This is a genomic window from Collinsella sp. AF38-3AC (assembly GCF_003474365.1).
Lineage (GTDB): Bacteria > Actinomycetota > Coriobacteriia > Coriobacteriales > Coriobacteriaceae > Collinsella.
The window spans coordinates 1-15,385 of record NZ_QROM01000027.1 but is presented as its reverse complement, the minus strand read 5'-3'; the positions used below and the strand labels follow the sequence as shown (position 1 = coordinate 15,385).

General features: G+C 60.5%; 14 protein-coding genes. 12 read left to right on the top strand and 2 right to left on the bottom strand.

Features of this window, described 5'->3' with window-relative positions; all coding sequences use genetic code 11:
* The first annotated feature begins 239 nt into the window (after positions 1–239).
* The 3 genes from DW029_RS10810 (at position 240) to DW029_RS10800 (ending at position 3,090) form a co-directional block, all read left to right on the top strand.
* The gene (locus DW029_RS10810; RefSeq protein ID WP_118346120.1) at positions 240–1,064 is read left to right on the top strand and encodes a PfkB family carbohydrate kinase; all 825 of its coding nucleotides are present in this window, start codon (positions 240–242) and stop codon (positions 1,062–1,064) included.
* The gene (locus DW029_RS10805) at positions 1,057–1,386 is read left to right on the top strand and encodes a TIGR04076 family protein (protein ID WP_199582686.1); all 330 of its coding nucleotides are present in this window, start codon (positions 1,057–1,059) and stop codon (positions 1,384–1,386) included. The genes DW029_RS10810 and DW029_RS10805 overlap by 8 nt, the downstream gene beginning before the upstream one ends.
* 342 nt (positions 1,387–1,728) lie before the next feature.
* Positions 1,729–3,090, top strand: a complete 1,362-nt coding sequence (locus tag DW029_RS10800; protein WP_118346127.1) for an ATP-binding protein — start codon at positions 1,729–1,731, stop codon at positions 3,088–3,090.
* Between the two features lie 263 nt (positions 3,091–3,353).
* On the opposite strand, the gene DW029_RS10790 is transcribed toward DW029_RS10800, so the two are convergent.
* Complete coding sequence (locus DW029_RS10790) at positions 3,354–3,800, bottom strand: low molecular weight protein-tyrosine-phosphatase (RefSeq protein ID WP_199582683.1); 447 nt, start codon at positions 3,798–3,800, stop codon at positions 3,354–3,356.
* Between the two features lie 51 nt (positions 3,801–3,851).
* The gene (locus DW029_RS10785) at positions 3,852–5,096 is read right to left on the bottom strand and encodes an MFS transporter (protein ID WP_233543877.1); all 1,245 of its coding nucleotides are present in this window, start codon (positions 5,094–5,096) and stop codon (positions 3,852–3,854) included.
* A gap of 250 nt (positions 5,097–5,346) precedes the next feature.
* On the opposite strand from DW029_RS10785, the gene DW029_RS10780 reads away from it, so the two are divergent.
* The 9 genes from DW029_RS10780 to DW029_RS10745 all read left to right on the top strand — a co-directional run bounded on the left by DW029_RS10780 (position 5,347) and on the right by DW029_RS10745 (position 15,297).
* Positions 5,347–6,216 (top strand): hypothetical protein, encoded by an 870-nt coding sequence (locus DW029_RS10780; protein WP_117799133.1) that lies wholly within the window; start codon positions 5,347–5,349, stop codon positions 6,214–6,216.
* Positions 6,217–6,329: 113 nt separating this feature from the next.
* Entirely contained in the window at positions 6,330–7,223 is an 894-nt protein-coding gene (locus DW029_RS10775) for an aldose 1-epimerase family protein (RefSeq protein ID WP_118346117.1), read from the top strand.
* Positions 7,224–7,574: 351 nt separating this feature from the next.
* Positions 7,575–8,501: a transporter substrate-binding domain-containing protein gene (locus DW029_RS10770; RefSeq protein ID WP_118346114.1), complete on the top strand. Its 927-nt coding sequence runs from the start codon at positions 7,575–7,577 to the stop codon at positions 8,499–8,501.
* A 9-nt stretch (positions 8,502–8,510) separates the two neighbouring features.
* On the top strand, positions 8,511–9,659 hold the full coding sequence (locus DW029_RS10765) for an amino acid ABC transporter permease (protein ID WP_118346111.1): 1,149 nt from the start codon (positions 8,511–8,513) through the stop codon (positions 9,657–9,659).
* A gap of 22 nt (positions 9,660–9,681) precedes the next feature.
* On the top strand, positions 9,682–10,467 hold the full coding sequence (locus tag DW029_RS10760) for an amino acid ABC transporter ATP-binding protein (RefSeq protein WP_117734909.1): 786 nt from the start codon (positions 9,682–9,684) through the stop codon (positions 10,465–10,467).
* A gap of 72 nt (positions 10,468–10,539) precedes the next feature.
* Positions 10,540–11,955: a M20/M25/M40 family metallo-hydrolase gene (locus tag DW029_RS10755; protein ID WP_118346108.1), complete on the top strand. Its 1,416-nt coding sequence runs from the start codon at positions 10,540–10,542 to the stop codon at positions 11,953–11,955.
* 229 nt (positions 11,956–12,184) lie between these two features.
* On the top strand, positions 12,185–13,252 hold the full coding sequence (gene prfA, locus DW029_RS10750) for a peptide chain release factor 1 (protein WP_006235697.1): 1,068 nt from the start codon (positions 12,185–12,187) through the stop codon (positions 13,250–13,252).
* Positions 13,253–13,694: 442 nt separating this feature from the next.
* Positions 13,695–13,907 (top strand): hypothetical protein, encoded by a 213-nt coding sequence (locus DW029_RS11765; protein ID WP_158572679.1) that lies wholly within the window; start codon positions 13,695–13,697, stop codon positions 13,905–13,907.
* A gap of 139 nt (positions 13,908–14,046) precedes the next feature.
* Positions 14,047–15,297 (top strand): HemK/PrmC family methyltransferase, encoded by a 1,251-nt coding sequence (locus DW029_RS10745; protein ID WP_118346105.1) that lies wholly within the window; start codon positions 14,047–14,049, stop codon positions 15,295–15,297.
* Positions 15,298–15,385: the final 88 nt, after the last annotated feature.

Genomic DNA, 15,385 nt, shown 5'->3' with positions numbered 1-15,385 from the left:
GACTTTCATGCCGGGGGCTCCCAATGTTTTATGTCCTGCTCATATCGTCTCTGTCGGCACTTTGGGACACTCCTTGTGTCGACTAGTCATTTAAGAACACCCAACGACTACCTCGTTTTCGTAACCTTTCCGCAACAATTTGCCCTTCGTACCGCTCGCCTCCGCCCACAACGCCTCCTGCGCTACACTTAGTCGCACTGTGGCGCTGCTGCGCCGCACCCGAAACAAGGGAGACCCTCATGAAGAATACTCAGCTGCTGCTGATTAACGATATGTGCGGCTACGGCAAGGTCGCGCTTTCCGCCATGCTGCCGGTACTGTCGCACATGGGCTACCGTATCCATAACCTGCCGACGGCGCTCGTTTCCGACACGCTCAACTACCCCAAGTTCTACATCCACGACACCACCGAGTACGTGCGCCAAAGCCTCGCTATCTGGGAGGAGCTCGGCTTTGAGTTCGACGCCATCTCGACCGGCTTTATCGTGACCGAGGAAGAGACGCGTATCATCTCGGACTTTTGCCACCGCCGCGCGCAAAAGGGCACCAAGGTATTCGTCGACCCCATCATGGGCGACAACGGCAAGCTCTATGCGGGCGTGCCCGAGTCCACGATCGGTCTCATGAGGCACCTGCTCGAGTGCGCCGACTACGCGGTTCCCAACTACACCGAGGCCTGTCTGCTCACCGATACGCCTATTGCAGAGCAAATCACGCCCGACGAGGCCCGCGTTCTTGTGAACGCCGTGCGTGAGCTGGGTGCTAAGTCGGTGGTCATTACGAGCGCTGTGGTCGATGGTGCGAATGCTGTCATCGGTTACGACCATGTGGCGGGGGAGTACTTCACGATTCCCTTTGAGCTCATTCCGGTCTATTTCCCGGGCACGGGCGACACGTTCTCGGCGGTGCTCGTCGGCCGCGTTATGGCAGGCTGGAGTCTGCAGCGCGCGACGACCGATGCCATGCGCGTGGTGGCCGAGCTTATCGAGCGCAATGCCGACCAAGAGGACAAATCGGCCGGCCTGCCCATCGAGGCCTGCCTGGATGTGATCAACCATGAGTAACGCTGGCGAGAACGGTGCCAGGCCTGCGGGCGGGGGCAAGCCGCTCGGCGCGCCGCGTGGCAAGCGGCCGCGTATCCGCGTGAGTTGCGTGGACCAGCTGGGGGCGTGCCGCTGCCACCACGGTCACAAGCCGGGCGACGTCTTTGACTTTGACCGAGACCGCGGCAAGATGTGCGCCATGGCCTGCCATGTGGGCTTTCCCTATATCGACATCCTACGCTACGGCGGAACCGTGCCTGGCAACGAGCCCGGTACGGCGAAGTTTTGCTGCCCCGAGGTCGATACGTTAAACGTCTGGCTCGCCGAAATCGTCGACGAATAGCCAACCGGCCAAATGTGACAAAGGGACAGCCCCTTTGTCACCTTGTGGTTGCTGGCGAGTAACCGAGCGAGGATTATCTCCCGTCGAAATATCGAGCGTGGATTTTCTCCCGTTTTGGGCGCAATTTCGCGCTCAAAGTGGGAGATAGTCCTCGCTCGATTTGTATGCGAGAATCCCGACCTCACTTATGCCCATGCTTAGGCGCACGCGTCGTTGTTCTGTATGCGAGTAAGGTTAAATTTCTGCATTTCATCCGATTTAGGCGCTAAAAATCTCTGCATTTCATTGATAATGGTCGATATAAATATCTGCATTTCATTTATCGAGGCGATGGGAGAGCTTATGTTGCGCAGGAAAATCGCTGATGAGCTTGATTGTTGGCAGAGATCCATTGAACGAAAGGCGTTGTTCGTCACGGGTTCTCGCCAAATCGGTAAGAGCTACTCGATTCGCGAGTTCGGTAAGTCAAACTACGCAACCTATATCGAGCTCAATCTCGCGGAAAACCGCCAGGCAAAAGACGCCCTTCTCGGGGCGAGGGATGCTGATGACTTCATCAGCAGGGTGACGCTTCTCACGGGCAAGTCGATAGCGCCGGGCAAAACTCTCGTATTTATCGATGAGGTGCAGGAGGCGCCGGACATCATGACGATGGCCAAGTTCCTTGTCGAGGACGGCCGTTGTCGCTGGGCATTCTCGGGGTCCATGCTTGGGACCCAATTCAAGGGCGTCAGGTCTTATCCCGTGGGGTACGTCCATGAGCTCAGGATGTTCCCGCTGGATTTTGAGGAGTTCAGCTGGGCGATTGGGGTGAGCGAAGAGGCGAGGCGCTCGATTCGCGATGCGTGCCGCAACGAGACGCCGGTTCCTGGTTATATTCACGACGCAATGATGGCAAACTTTAGGACCTATATCGTCGTTGGCGGTATGCCGGAGGTCGTGCAGCGATTCCTCGACACGCAGGGTGATCTGGCGTCCGTCCACCAGCTTCAGTCCGAGCTGAACGGGCAATACCGTCGGGATATCTCAAAATACGCGAACGGACGCGCACTTCAGGTGCAGAGCATCTTCGACCAACTGCCTGTCATGTTGGAGGGCGAGAACAAGCGTTTCGTGCTCAACTCCATAGATCCCAAGGCGCATTACGAGAAATACCAGCGAGATTTTGTCTGGCTTGTCGATGCCGGCGTCGCTCTCAAGACCGACATTGTGACCGAGCCCAAGTCCCCCCTGCTTAAGACGGCGCGGCCGTCCCAGTTCAAGCTGTACCAGTCCGATGCCGGGATGCTGATGGCCCGCTATCCCGTCGGGGTCGCTCAGGCGGCGTACCTCGACAGCAAAGAGCCCAACCTCGGCGGCGTGTACGAAAACGTAGTGGCCCAGCAGCTGGCTGCTCAAAATCGCCAGCTTTACTACTATCAGACAAAAAAGCGAGGCGAAGTGGATTTTGTGGTCGACGGCCCGGATGGAACGGCTGTTCCGATCGAGGTTAAATCGGGCTCCTATTACCATGCGCACGCTGCGTTGAACCATGTGCTTGAAACGGCCGAGTATGGCGTAAAGCGCGGGATTGTTTTCTCGAGAGGCAACGTTGAGCGCGACGGCGCCGTTCTCTATCTGCCTCTGTATGCGACTTGGGCCCTTTCGGATGTTTTGGGCGACTCCCATGCCGAGGGGATAAAGTTGGAGGTCAAACCTGTCTAGGGCCAGTTCCGAATGCCCGGCAACGAGCCCGGTACGGCCAAGTTCTGCTGCCCCGAGGTCGATACGTTAAACGTCTGGCTCGCCGAGATCGTCAACGAGTAATCGAGCGAGGATTTTCTCCCGCCAAGATAACGAGGGTGGATTATCTCCCGTTTTGGACGCAGTTTCGCGCTCAAAGTGGGAGAAAATCCACGCTCGATTTGTATGCGGGAGAAAATCCTCGCTCGCTGCATGTCGATGGTGCGGTTCGTGTGCTCGCGAGCCTACAGTTGTTCGAGCAGCGCGATGCAGCCGGCGAGCACATCACGGTAGGTAGCATCGAAATTGCCGGTGTACCAGGGATCGGCCACGTCGCCGGGGCGCTCGGTCCAATCGAGCAGGCGCGAGATCTTGCCGTCGGGGTCCTTGCCAAAGATGCAGTACAGGCCGCGGGCGTTTTCGTCGTCCATATAGACAATGTGGTCCCAGTCACCATACTCCGCGCGACGCACCTGGCGCGCACGGTGGGCAACGACAGGAATCCCGACTTCGCGCAGCTTGGCGACCGTGCCATGATGCGGCGGGTTGTCGATCTCCTCGGTTGAGGTTGCAGCGGAATCGATGACAAACTCCGCCTCGCGCCCAGCGCGGCGCACGAGCTCGGTAAGCACCGACTCAGCCATCGTCGAGCGACAAATGTTCCCATGACAGATAAACAGTACACGTTGCATACGCGGCTTCCTTTCGATCGCCATCATCGAGCTCGAGTATCGCATCTGCGCTTACGCCCTCGCCCGCTTGCGCTCCCAGCGAGCCAACTTAATCGTCACCAGCGTAAGCGCCCAGGCCACAAGCGAGAACGCGGCACCAACCGCGCCAACGTAGGAAATGCCAACGCTGCTTACCACGGCGCCGCCCACTGCAGTGCCAAATGAGATGCCGACATTAAACGCCATAGGCTCAACCGAACTTGCGAGTACCATCGACTTGGGATGGCGGCTGCGCGCCACGTCCATAAAGTGCGTGATGCATGACACCGAGAACAGGTACATGAGCAGCGCTAGGCTAAAGACAAAGACCAGCGCGAGCGGCATGGTGTCGCCCACGGCAAACAGCCCGAGTGACGCCGCAGCCTGCAGCACAAACGTCACAAGCAGCGCCTTCATGCCAAAGCGCGCGTCGATCCATCCGCCCAGGATGTTCGAGATCAGGCAGAACACGCCGTAGGCCATAAGCGTGGTGCTCGCCTGAACAGTGCCCATGCCCAGCACCTGCTCAAGATAAGGCGTCACGTAGCCGTAGAACACATAGACCGATCCCACGCCAAACAAGAAGATGAGCATGCCGGTGATGATGCTCGGTTCGCGTAGAAGCCCCGCCTGCTCGCGAAAGGTGGCAGGCTCGTCGGTTTGCCCAGCGCGCGGCATAAACGCCACGAGCGCTCCGCAGATCAGAACGGCAAAGGTCAGCGTGCCGTACATGGCCACGTGCCAATCGAGCGTGTCGGCCACGAACTTGCCGATCGAAGTGACAAAGACCATTGCCACGGAAAACGCGCCATATACCACCGAGATGGCAAGCGAAGTTTGCTGCGGGGACAGCAGCTCGGGGATGTACGTCACGCCCACGGCGAGCAGCGCGCCCGAGACGGATCCCAGGACAATGCGCGAGATAAACAGTACCTGGAAGTTGGGCGCCAACGCCATGACCAGGTTGCCGAGCACAAAGACGATGCTGTAGCACACGAGCAGCTGGTAGCGGCGGAATCGCCCCGTGCTGAGCGCAAGCACCGGCGTAGCGATGGCGTAGACGAGCGCGAACACGCTGATGAGCTGGCCCGCGGTGGCAAGCGAGATGCCGAGCTCCGTCGCCAGGTCGCTTTCGATGCCGATGACCACGAACTCGGAGCAGCCGAGCGAGAATCCCAGCAGCACGAGCAGCGCCAGGCAGAGCTTGCTGCGCGCGGGGGAGAGCGCGGCGGCGGTTGACTTACTTTTAGGCGTGGTTGCGGCGATCAAGGTTGTCACTCCAATGTCGCATGAATAAGCGGGATTCAATCCCTGCAACTCTAACAGAATGTGACAAAGGGACAGTCCCTTTGTCACATTCGCGGCGTGGCTGCCGCCCAAACCGTCACAACATTCGATGAAAAGCTCGAAAACGAGGAAAAGCGTCGAATGTTGTGATGGTTTTCCTATCTGTGCCGGCGAGCCGCCGTGCCGTCTGGGGGTATAAAACTAGCAAGTGTTTATTTGCGAGGCCTAAGGGGCGCCCCGTATGGATATCGATAACTTTGAATGGTGGTACAGCGAGGGTGAGGCTCCGGACGAGGAGTGGGACGAGCCTGCGCCGCGTGACGTGTCGATCGACGAGGACGAGACTGGCAACGACGTCGCCGCCGACTCGGACGCCGCCCTCGGCCCTGTCGATCCCCTGACCTTCGAACAAGCTTGGGCACAGGCCGAGGCGGACGAGGCCAAAGCCGATGCTACGGCCACGCTCGGCGAGCCAGCCGACATGTCGATCTCGCCGGCAAAGACCCCGCAGCCGCGCCACACCATCGACCCCGACAGCACGGCATCCTTCAGCATTCTCGACGTGCCCTCGCAGGGTGCCCAGGCGCTCGCGCCCACACGTCGCCCCAATCTGTCTCACGAGGAAGATGCGGGACGTCGCTCGCCGCTTGGCCCCATCCTTATCGCCTTCATGGCCGGCGTTATCGCATGCTCGGTAATTGGTAGCGTTTGGAGCCATGTTGAACAACAGCGAAGAGACGCCGCCAAGGTCGAGATGTCTGTCGAGCAATCGCTCGGCCGCACGCGCTCGGTACATGTGTCGGTCGAGGTCAAGGACGGCGCGACGTGGGACACTGCGCGCGGCGACAGCCAGATGCTCGTCCATATTGTGGGTCGTACGCTCAAGGGGCAAGCGGTCGACGAGTACCAATACGTCAATTCCGAAGGTGACGGTATCGAGCTCAAGCCTGGTGACTACGAGCTCACGGTCGATGAGCCGCCCGTCGCCACCGACGGTACGCGTTTCCGCGCCTCAAAGCGCATGGTTCCCGTGAGCTTTAACTCGCAGGCGCCCGATACGGTCGACACCACGCCGCAGGGCGGGTTCGACCTTTACGTGGATACCCAGTAGGCGTTTGCCGCTCATTCCGCTATGGCTACTCAATAATCGCCTGCCGTCCCGTCCCGCCGCCAAGAGTGGGACAATAGCCCTCGACACTATTGTTTATTTTTGGAGGAAGTAGCATGTCCACCGTCACTACCATCAAGCGCGGCGGCCTCACCGCGGCCATCGATTCCATGGGAGCCCAGCTCACGAGCCTTGCTCTCGACGGCAACGAGTATCTGTGGCAGGGCGACCCCGCCTTTTGGGGCAAGCATGCGCCCATCCTGTTCCCCATTGTGGGCTCGCTGCGCAACAACACGGCAACGTCTGCGGCCGGCACCTGCGAGATGCCGCGCCACGGACTCGCGCGCATTGTCGAGCACAAGCTGGTCGAGGTCTCTGAGGACGGCCCGTCTGTCACCTACGAGATTGCCGACACGCCCGAGTCGCTCAAGGCGTTCCCGTTCCACTTTAAGCTCAACATGACCTATGCCCTGACCGGCGACGCCACCCTCACGCAGACCTTTGCCGTCACCAACACCGGCGACGTGGACCTGCCGTTCTCGGTGGGCGGCCACCCCGCATTTAACGTGCCCGCCCCCGGTGCCGAGGACGAGGCGTTCGAGGATTACGAGCTGGCGTTTACTGAGGCCTGGACTAACGAGGCCCCCGTCATCACGCCCGATGGCCTTATGACGTTCGAGGGCAGCTACAAGGCCCCCGATAACTCGGACGTGCTGCCCATCACGCACCGCAGCTTCGATAACGACGCCATCATGTTCACCGATACCCCGGGCTCCACGCTCACGCTGCGCGGTTGCAAGTCGGGTCACGGCGTCAAGATCGACTTTGAGGGCTTTAAGTACATCGGCGTGTGGTCTGCCGCCAACGACGCCCCGTTTGTGGCGCTCGAGCCTTGGACCGGTCACACCACCATGGACACCGAGGACGACGTCTTTGAGCACAAGGTCAACACCATCGTCTTGGCCCCCGGCGCCACCGACGAGCGCTCCTTTAGCGTTACCCTGCTCTAGAGGTTCCGCCGTTCTAGCGAACGGCGGGCCGGTCGACGCTGCGCGCCACCCAGAGCGACAATTTGTCATTCAAAAGGCACGGCATGACCAGAAGGTCTATGCCTTGCCTTTTTCATAATCACTCATTGGGGACAGACTTAAATGAGTGCCGCCAGGGACAGTCCTTGCCAACCCGGCCGGCGAGCCGGCGAATCGGCAAAGACTGTCCCCAACGACTAGTCGTTTAAGAACGTCCAACGACTACCTGACAGGGGGCTTTTGTTTCGTTAAATCCTCTGCGAACGCCCCATCGGTGCCGCCGCCGTACTATCCTGTCTTGTTGTCAGCAAAACGACATAGGGAAGGCATCAGATGCAACCTCGACTACAGCGCGACGCGCAGGCCCAGCCGGTGTGCAGTCGTCGCATCTTCCTGGGTAGCGCCCTCGCTGCGAGTGCTTCCGTCGTCGCCGGCGCGCTTGCCGGCTGCCAGCGCCCGTCCACGCTCAAGGTGGTCCAGCCCACCACGGGCGGCGGTCGCGACGACCTGTCCGATTCCGTGATCGGCAAGGACAAGATCCGCATCGGCATGGAGGCGGCCTACGCCCCATACAACTGGCAGGTCTCCGAGGCCAGCGAGTACACCATTCCCATCGACAACGTGCAGGGCGCTTACGCCGATGGCTACGATGTTCAGATCGCAAAGATCCTCTGCAAGGCCCTTGGCGGCGAGCCCGTTGCCGTCAAGCAGAGCTTCTCGGGCCTCATCGATTCGCTCAACAACGGCCAGATCGACCTCATTATTGCCGGAATGAGCGCCACGCCCGAGCGCGAGGAGTCCGTCGGCTTTTCCGATCCGTACTTTATCGGCTACTTTGGCCTGTTCGTAAAAGAGGGCTCGCCCTACCAAAGCGCGACCAAGCTCAGTGACTTTAGCGGCGCCACGGTGCTCGGCCAAAAGGACACGATGCTCGATACCGTCATCGACGAGATCCCGGGCGTCGTCCACAAGAATCCAGTCGATTCGGTGCCCACGGTGTTTTCGAACCTGCTGCAGGGCACCTGCGACGCCGTGACCTACAACACCGAAAACGAGAAGGGCTATATGGCCCAAAACCCGGGCATTGTGCCCATTCGCTTTGCGGAGGGCGAGGGCTTTAAGCAGGAGGTCACGTCAAACGTCGGCTGCCGCAAGGGCTCGGACAAGCTGCTCAAACTTATCAATAAGACGCTCAAGGGCGTTAGCCAAGAGGAACGCGACCAGATGTGGGACGCGTGCCTCGACCGTCAGCCGGCATAGGGAGACAGCATGAAAGCCATCAATCGTCTGGCCTCCTTTATCAAGGCCGACCACCGTTATGTGTATCTGGGCACGAGCGCTATCGCGGCGCTCGGTCTGGCGTTTAGCCAGCGCAACCCCACGCCGCTGAGCTTCTTGGCACCCACGGGCGTGTTCCAGGACTGCCTCTGGGCGATTCTGTGGGCTTGGATTGTCGTGTCGGCGGCAGCACTCGTCACCAAGCTTATGCATTGGAACGACTATCGCCAAAAGTCGCCGTTTGCATCCGAGCGTTGCCGTCGCGGCGCGCGCCTGGGCAGTTATGTCGTGGTTGCCATCGCGGCGATTTTCTTTATCGACCGCTGCGTCATGTCGTTTATCGACCTGGTGCAGGTGAGCATTGTCTCGGACTCCAATCCCAGCGACTTTCTGTCGAGCTTGGTCTACATGACCTACAAGAGCGGCGACTTCTTTATCCGCGGTATCGAGATCACCATCGCGCTTGCCACCTTCGGCACCGTCATCGCCTTTTTCCTGGCACTGCTCTTTGTGTTCCTGCGTATTCAGACGTTCGATCGCGTGGATAACGACCTGGTGCGCTTCTTTAAGAGCATCGGCCGCGGCTTTACGACCGTCTACTCCACCATCGTGCGCGGCACGCCCATGATGGTCCAGGGCCTGCTCATCTATTACGCGGGCTTCACCGTTTTGCGCGGCATGGGCTTCGAGACCGCCCAAGCCAACCAGATCTGGAGTACCTTCACCGCTGGCCTCGTCACCATCTCGCTCAACTCTACCGCCTATATGATGGAGGTCCTGCGCGGCGGCATCGAGTCCATCGATCCCGGTCAGGCCGAGGCGGCGCGCTCGCTGGGCCTGTCGCAGTGGCAGGCTATGCGCAAAGTTGTGTTTCCCCAGGGCATTAAAAACGCGATTCCGGCGCTCACCAACGAGCTCATCATCAACATCAAGGATTCGTCGGTGCTTTCGGTCATCGGCGTGTTTGACCTCATGTACGCCACCACTACCGTCGCCGGCGTGTACTACCGCCAGATGGAGGTCTACTGCGTGGCGCTTGTGGTCTACCTGATCCTGACGCTCGTGGCGAGCCGCCTGCTCGAGGCCTTTGGCAAAAAGCTCGGCGCCGAGGCCCCGGCAACGCTGCCCAGCTCCAACTAGGCTCAAGACGAGGAGAATCATCATGGCAGATACCGCCACTACCGGCGTTGCGGCCGCCGCACAGACAAATGAGCCGCTTATCCGCGTCGAGGGCCTGCGCAAGAGCTTCGGCTCGCTCGAGGTGCTCAAGGGCATCGACCTGTCCGTTAATCCCGGCGAGGTCGTCACCATCATCGGCGCCTCAGGTTCGGGTAAGTCGACCTTCCTGCGCTGCCTCAACCTGCTCGAGACCCCGGACGCGGGCCATATCTGGTTCCATGGCCAGGACCTCACGGCCGAGCGCTGCAACATCAACAAGCTGCGCGAGGACATCGGCATGGTGTTCCAGGGCTTTAACCTGTTCAGCAACATGGATGTGCTCGACAACTGCACGCTCGCGCCCGTCACGCTCAAAAAGATGAGCAAGACCGAGGCCGAGAAAGTCGCGATGGGGCATCTGACCAGCGTGGGGCTCGAAAAGTTCGCGCACGCCGCCGTGGGCCGCCTGTCCGGTGGTCAAAAACAGCGCGTGGCCATCGCCCGTGCCCTGTGCATGAATCCGCAGATCATGCTGTTCGACGAGCCGACCTCCGCACTCGACCCCGAGATCGTGGGAGAGGTGCTCGAGGTCATGCGCAAGCTCGCTGCCGACGGCATGACCATGGTCGTCGTCACGCACGAGATGGCCTTTGCCCGCACGGTGTCCGACCGCGTGGTCTTTATGGACAAGGGCGTGGTGCTCGAGGATGCGGCACCGGCCGAGCTCTTTGGCAACCCCAGACACCAGCGCACCCGCGAGTTCCTCTCGCGCTATCTCGAGGACAAATAACCGATCGCAAACGCTTATGTGGCAGGGCCGCTCCGGTGGGGCGGCCCTCGTCATCACAATCGAAAGGATGTCATGGCCGAGGTTTGGCGCTTCTTTGCGCATGAGGATGATTTTGCCGATATAGACGAGGCCGGCGCGTGCGAGCGCTTGGGCCGCGTGCTGTCGTTTCCGACTATCTCGAGCATGGATGCCGAGGCGGTGGACTGGCAACCGTTCGACGACCTACGCACCTATATGCAACAGGCGTGGCCGCGCGTGTTTGCGGCGGGCGAGGTCGAGCTTATCGACCATTCGCTGTTGGTGACGCTTGGCGGCTCCGACCCTGCTCTTAAGCCCGTTATGCTCATGGGCCACATGGACGTGGTTCCCGTGGTGCCCGGCACCGAGGCCGACTGGACGCACGCCCCCTTTAGCGGGCACGTGGACGATACCTACATCTGGGGCCGCGGTGCGATCGACATGAAGGACCAGGTCGCAGGCATTCTCGAGGCGGTTGAGTATGCGCTGGCGCACGGCTGGGAGCACGAGCGCACGCTGCTCCTGGCCTTTGGCCAGGACGAGGAAACGACGCAGTGCGGCGCGGGGGCGATCGGTCGCGTGCTCGAGGAGCGCGGCATTGAGCTTGAGTACCTGATCGACGAGGGCGATTACCGCATCGCTCCGGCTGCCGAGTACAGCGCGGGCGAGGGTTGGCTCATGCACGCCGACCTGGCTGAGAAAGGTTATGCCGACATTGTGCTCAAGACAAAGAGCGCGGGTGGGCATTCTTCCAACCCCTACGGCGGCACGTCACTCGAGGTGCTGAGCCGCGCCATCGCCGCAATTTGCGATATCGAATGGCCGACGCGTGTGACCGACTTGCTTGCCGCCCAGCTCGTCGAGTTGGGGCTCTACACGGCCGATGAAATTGCCGCCAACAAGGACGCCATCGTGCGCGAGTGCCTCGCCAGCAACAAGCTTTATCCGCTCGTGACCACCACTTGTGCACCGACTCAAATTGAGGGCGGCAGCACTGGTGCTAACGTGATGCCGCAGGATATGTGGGCCAATATCAACTTCCGCATGCTCGAGGGCACGGGCGTGGCCGATGTCGTTGCCCGTTGCCGCGACGCCGTTGCCGCGGCGGGTCTTGCCGAGCGTGTGGAGGTCGAACTTGGCCCCGGCAGCTCCGAGCCCTCGCCGTCCCCGCGCGTCGGCGGGCCGGGCCTCGAGGCCGTTCGCATCATCGCCGCCCGCTATTTCCGTGATCCAAAGGGGACGGAGGAAAACGGATCATTCGAGCCAGTGGCAATTGTGCCCTCGACCGTGATTGGCGCGACCGACGCTGCCAACTACCAGCGCATTTGCCCTGAGTGCATTCGCTTCTCGGCCTTTGTGGTCGACGATGACGAGTGCGATCGCGGCGTCCACGGTACCAACGAACGCATTACCCGTCGCGCCTACCTCCAGGGCATTCGCTTTCTCATCGCTCTGCTTCAAACACTCTAGAATGTGATAAAGGGACTGTCCCTTTGTCACATTCCGTGCGGGTTATATGCAGGTTTGCCTGCGCACGCTATCATGTATAGGTTAGACCGCAACTATGTACCCCATACGCGAAGGGATGCGCATGTATCTGAAGATCGACATGTTCTAGCCGGGCTTACCCCCGCAGCGGCGCCCCGCGCCCCATCAATTCTGCCGATTTTCACCTTCACGCATATAAAGGAGTCCCGCCATGCGCGACAAGCTCGAAAAGATTATCAAGGCCTACGAGGAGCTCGAGAAGAAACTCTCCGACCCGGCCGTCGCCTCCGATATTAAGGAGTTCACGCGTCTCAACAAGGAGTATGCGCACCAGTCCGACCTCATCGCCGCCTCGCGCGAGTACATCGGTGCGCTCGATGACATCGAGGCTGCCAAGGAAATGCTCCGCGACACGACCGACGCGGACGAGAAGGAGATGCTCCAGATGGACATCTCCGAGAACGAGGAGAAGCTTCCCCAGCTCGAGGAAGACATCAAGTACATGCTCATCCCGAGTGACCCCAACGACGACAAGAACACCATCGTCGAGATCCGCTCCGCCGCCGGTGGCGACGAGGCCGCCATCTTCGCCGGCGACCTGTACAAGATGTACCAGCGCTTCTGCGAGTCGCGCGGCTGGAAGACCACCGTGCTCGACTCTAGTCCCAGCGAGGCCGGCGGCTTTAAGTCCATTGAGTTCAAGGTCGAGGGCGATCGCGTCTACTCCGTCATGAAGTTCGAGTCCGGCGTGCACCGCGTCCAGCGCGTTCCCAAGACCGAGTCCCAGGGCCGTATCCAGACCTCCACGGCGACCGTCGCCGTACTCCCCGAGGCCGAGGAGATCGACGTCCAGATCAACCAGTCCGACCTGCGCATCGACACCTACTGCGCCTCCGGCCCTGGCGGTCAGTGCGTTAACACTACTTACTCCGCCGTGCGCATCACCCACCTGCCCACCAACACCGTGGTGCAGTCGCAGGAGCAGCGTTCCCAGATCCAGAACCGCGAGGTTTGCATGCAGATGCTGCGTGCCCGTCTGTACGAGATGGAGCTCGAGAAGCAGCAGGCAGAGCTCGGTGCCGAGCGCCAGAGCCAGATCGGCCACGGCAACCGTTCCGAGAAGATCCGTACCTACAACCAGCCCCAGGACCGCGTGACCGATCACCGCATCGGTTTCAACTCCACCTACAACGGCGTCCTTCTGGGCGATCAGCTCGGCACCGTCATCGAGGCGCTCGCCGCCGCCGAGCGAGCCGAGAAGCTGGCACAAGCTGTGTAGGTTCCGCCGTTCTACCGAACGGCGGGCCAGCCGACGCTGCGCGCCGCCCAGGGCGACAATTTGTCATTCAAAAGGCAAGGCATGACCAGAAGGTCTATGCCTTGCCTTTTTCATGCCAACTTGTTCGCCCTGGACGTCGCTCGCTGTCCGTCCTCTACCTGCAGCGTTGCCTTGCTCCGGATGCGGTATGCTCAACCTGCGGGGTTTCCAAGGTAGTCATTGGGGACGTTCTTAAATGACTAGTCAAAAGGGATATTCTTGCGGCACCTGGCAGTTGGGGACGCTCCTTTTGTGCCGGCAGTTGGGGACTGTCCCTAAAGGCCGGCAGATGGGGACGGTCCTTCGCGGCTGGCTGCGAAGACTGTCCCCGATAGCTAGTCGTATAAGAACGTCCCCAATGACTGGGTTGGGCACATTGCTTTGAGATGTTATTCAATCGGCTTTGATGGCCATTAAGCCAGCTACCTGCTCAAAGAAATTGCGTCGTGCATCTTCTGCCGAAAATATTGCTCAAAAAATCGTCCAAGAAGCTGCAGTGCATTTTTTGATGCGTCGCGCGTCAAGTGATTTGGCAAGTTCTTGGTTAGATATTGGTCAGTTTTGGGGCAACCTTGCCAAAAACTTGACGGATGCAGATTTAGACGTCGACGAATGAACACTTCGGGCAGGTTCCAAGTAAAAATCTGGGCTGATTGTCGATAATCGCCTTCAATCGTCCCTTGCCAAACGCTGGCCTCGCGTACAATCTGCTCCGACATTCGCGCGCCGCCCGGCGCTTAAGAGGGGAGGGCCCCATGGCAAACGAGATCTGGACCATCAAGCGTTGTCTTGAGTGGACCAAGGAGTACCTAGCCGAGCGTGGTGAGGAGCACCCCCGTCTTTCTGCTGAGTGGCTGCTGTGCGCTGCCACGGGTTTGGCACGCATCGACTTATATATGCGCATGGACGAGACGCTTAACGCGGCCCAGCTCGAGACCATGCACGCGGCCGTTGTCCGCCGCGCTAAGGGCGAGCCGCTGCAATACATCACGGGCAGCACGCAGTTTCGCATGATCGACGTCGCGTGCGCCCCCGGTGTGCTCATTCCGCGCCCCGAGACCGAGATGCTCGTCGAGGAAGTCCTCAATTATCTGGATGCCGAGGTGCTGAGCCCCGAGGCCGCCGCCCGTCAGCGTGTTGAGCTGCCTTGGAACGATGAGGTCGAGCAGGCCCGCAAAGCCGAGGCCGCGCTGGCAGACGAACGCGCGACCGCCGAGCGCCGTGCCGCTAACCTGACGGCTGCCGATGAGGCGGCGCTAGGCAGCGACGTGCTGGGTAGCCGTGCCTATGCCGAGGAACTGGCCGACCGCGAGGCCGAGGAAGCCGCCGCGCAGGCAGCGGAAGCCGAGACTGCGGAAGCTGCTGAGCCCGAGCTCGACGAATACGGCATCGCCATCGAGGGTGCCGACCAGGAGACGGCTTCAGCTCAGGATGCCGCTGCGCCTGCCCCAGCCGAGCCCCGCACTGCTCGCGTTCTCGAGGTCGGCTGCGGCACGGGCTGCATCTCGCTCTCCCTTGCTTGGGAGCGCCGCGGCCACGTTACCTGCACCGCTACCGATATCGAGCCGCGTGCCATTGATCTGGCCACCAAAAACCGCGACGCGCTCGGCCTCACGGCAGATGAGGTTGCCTTCAGCCTCACCAACCTGGTGAGCTCCATTCCCCACGACGAGTGGGGCACCTTCGACGTGCTCGTCTCCAACCCGCCTTACATCCCGACCGACGTTATGCGCTCGCTGCCGCACGAGGTCAAGGACTTCGAGCCCGATTTAGCGCTCGAGGGCGGTGCCGATGGCCTGGACATTTTCCGCCGCCTGCTCAATGCGGCACCCTATATGCTGCGTGCCGGCGGACTCTTTGCCTGTGAGCTCTACGAGGGTGCCCTCGACGCCGCCGCCGAACTCTGCCGCCAGGCGGGCCTTTCGGATGTGCGCGTCGTCCGTGATCTCACCGATCGCCCCCGCATCGTTCGGGCCATCGTCACCGAGCCCAAACAGCGCCAGTAATATTTATTAACTGGTTAGCAAAAATTATAAAGTAGTTTCTGACAGTCTAGGAAACGGGTGATGGATTCGCTACGTCGAGCTGCGGAAA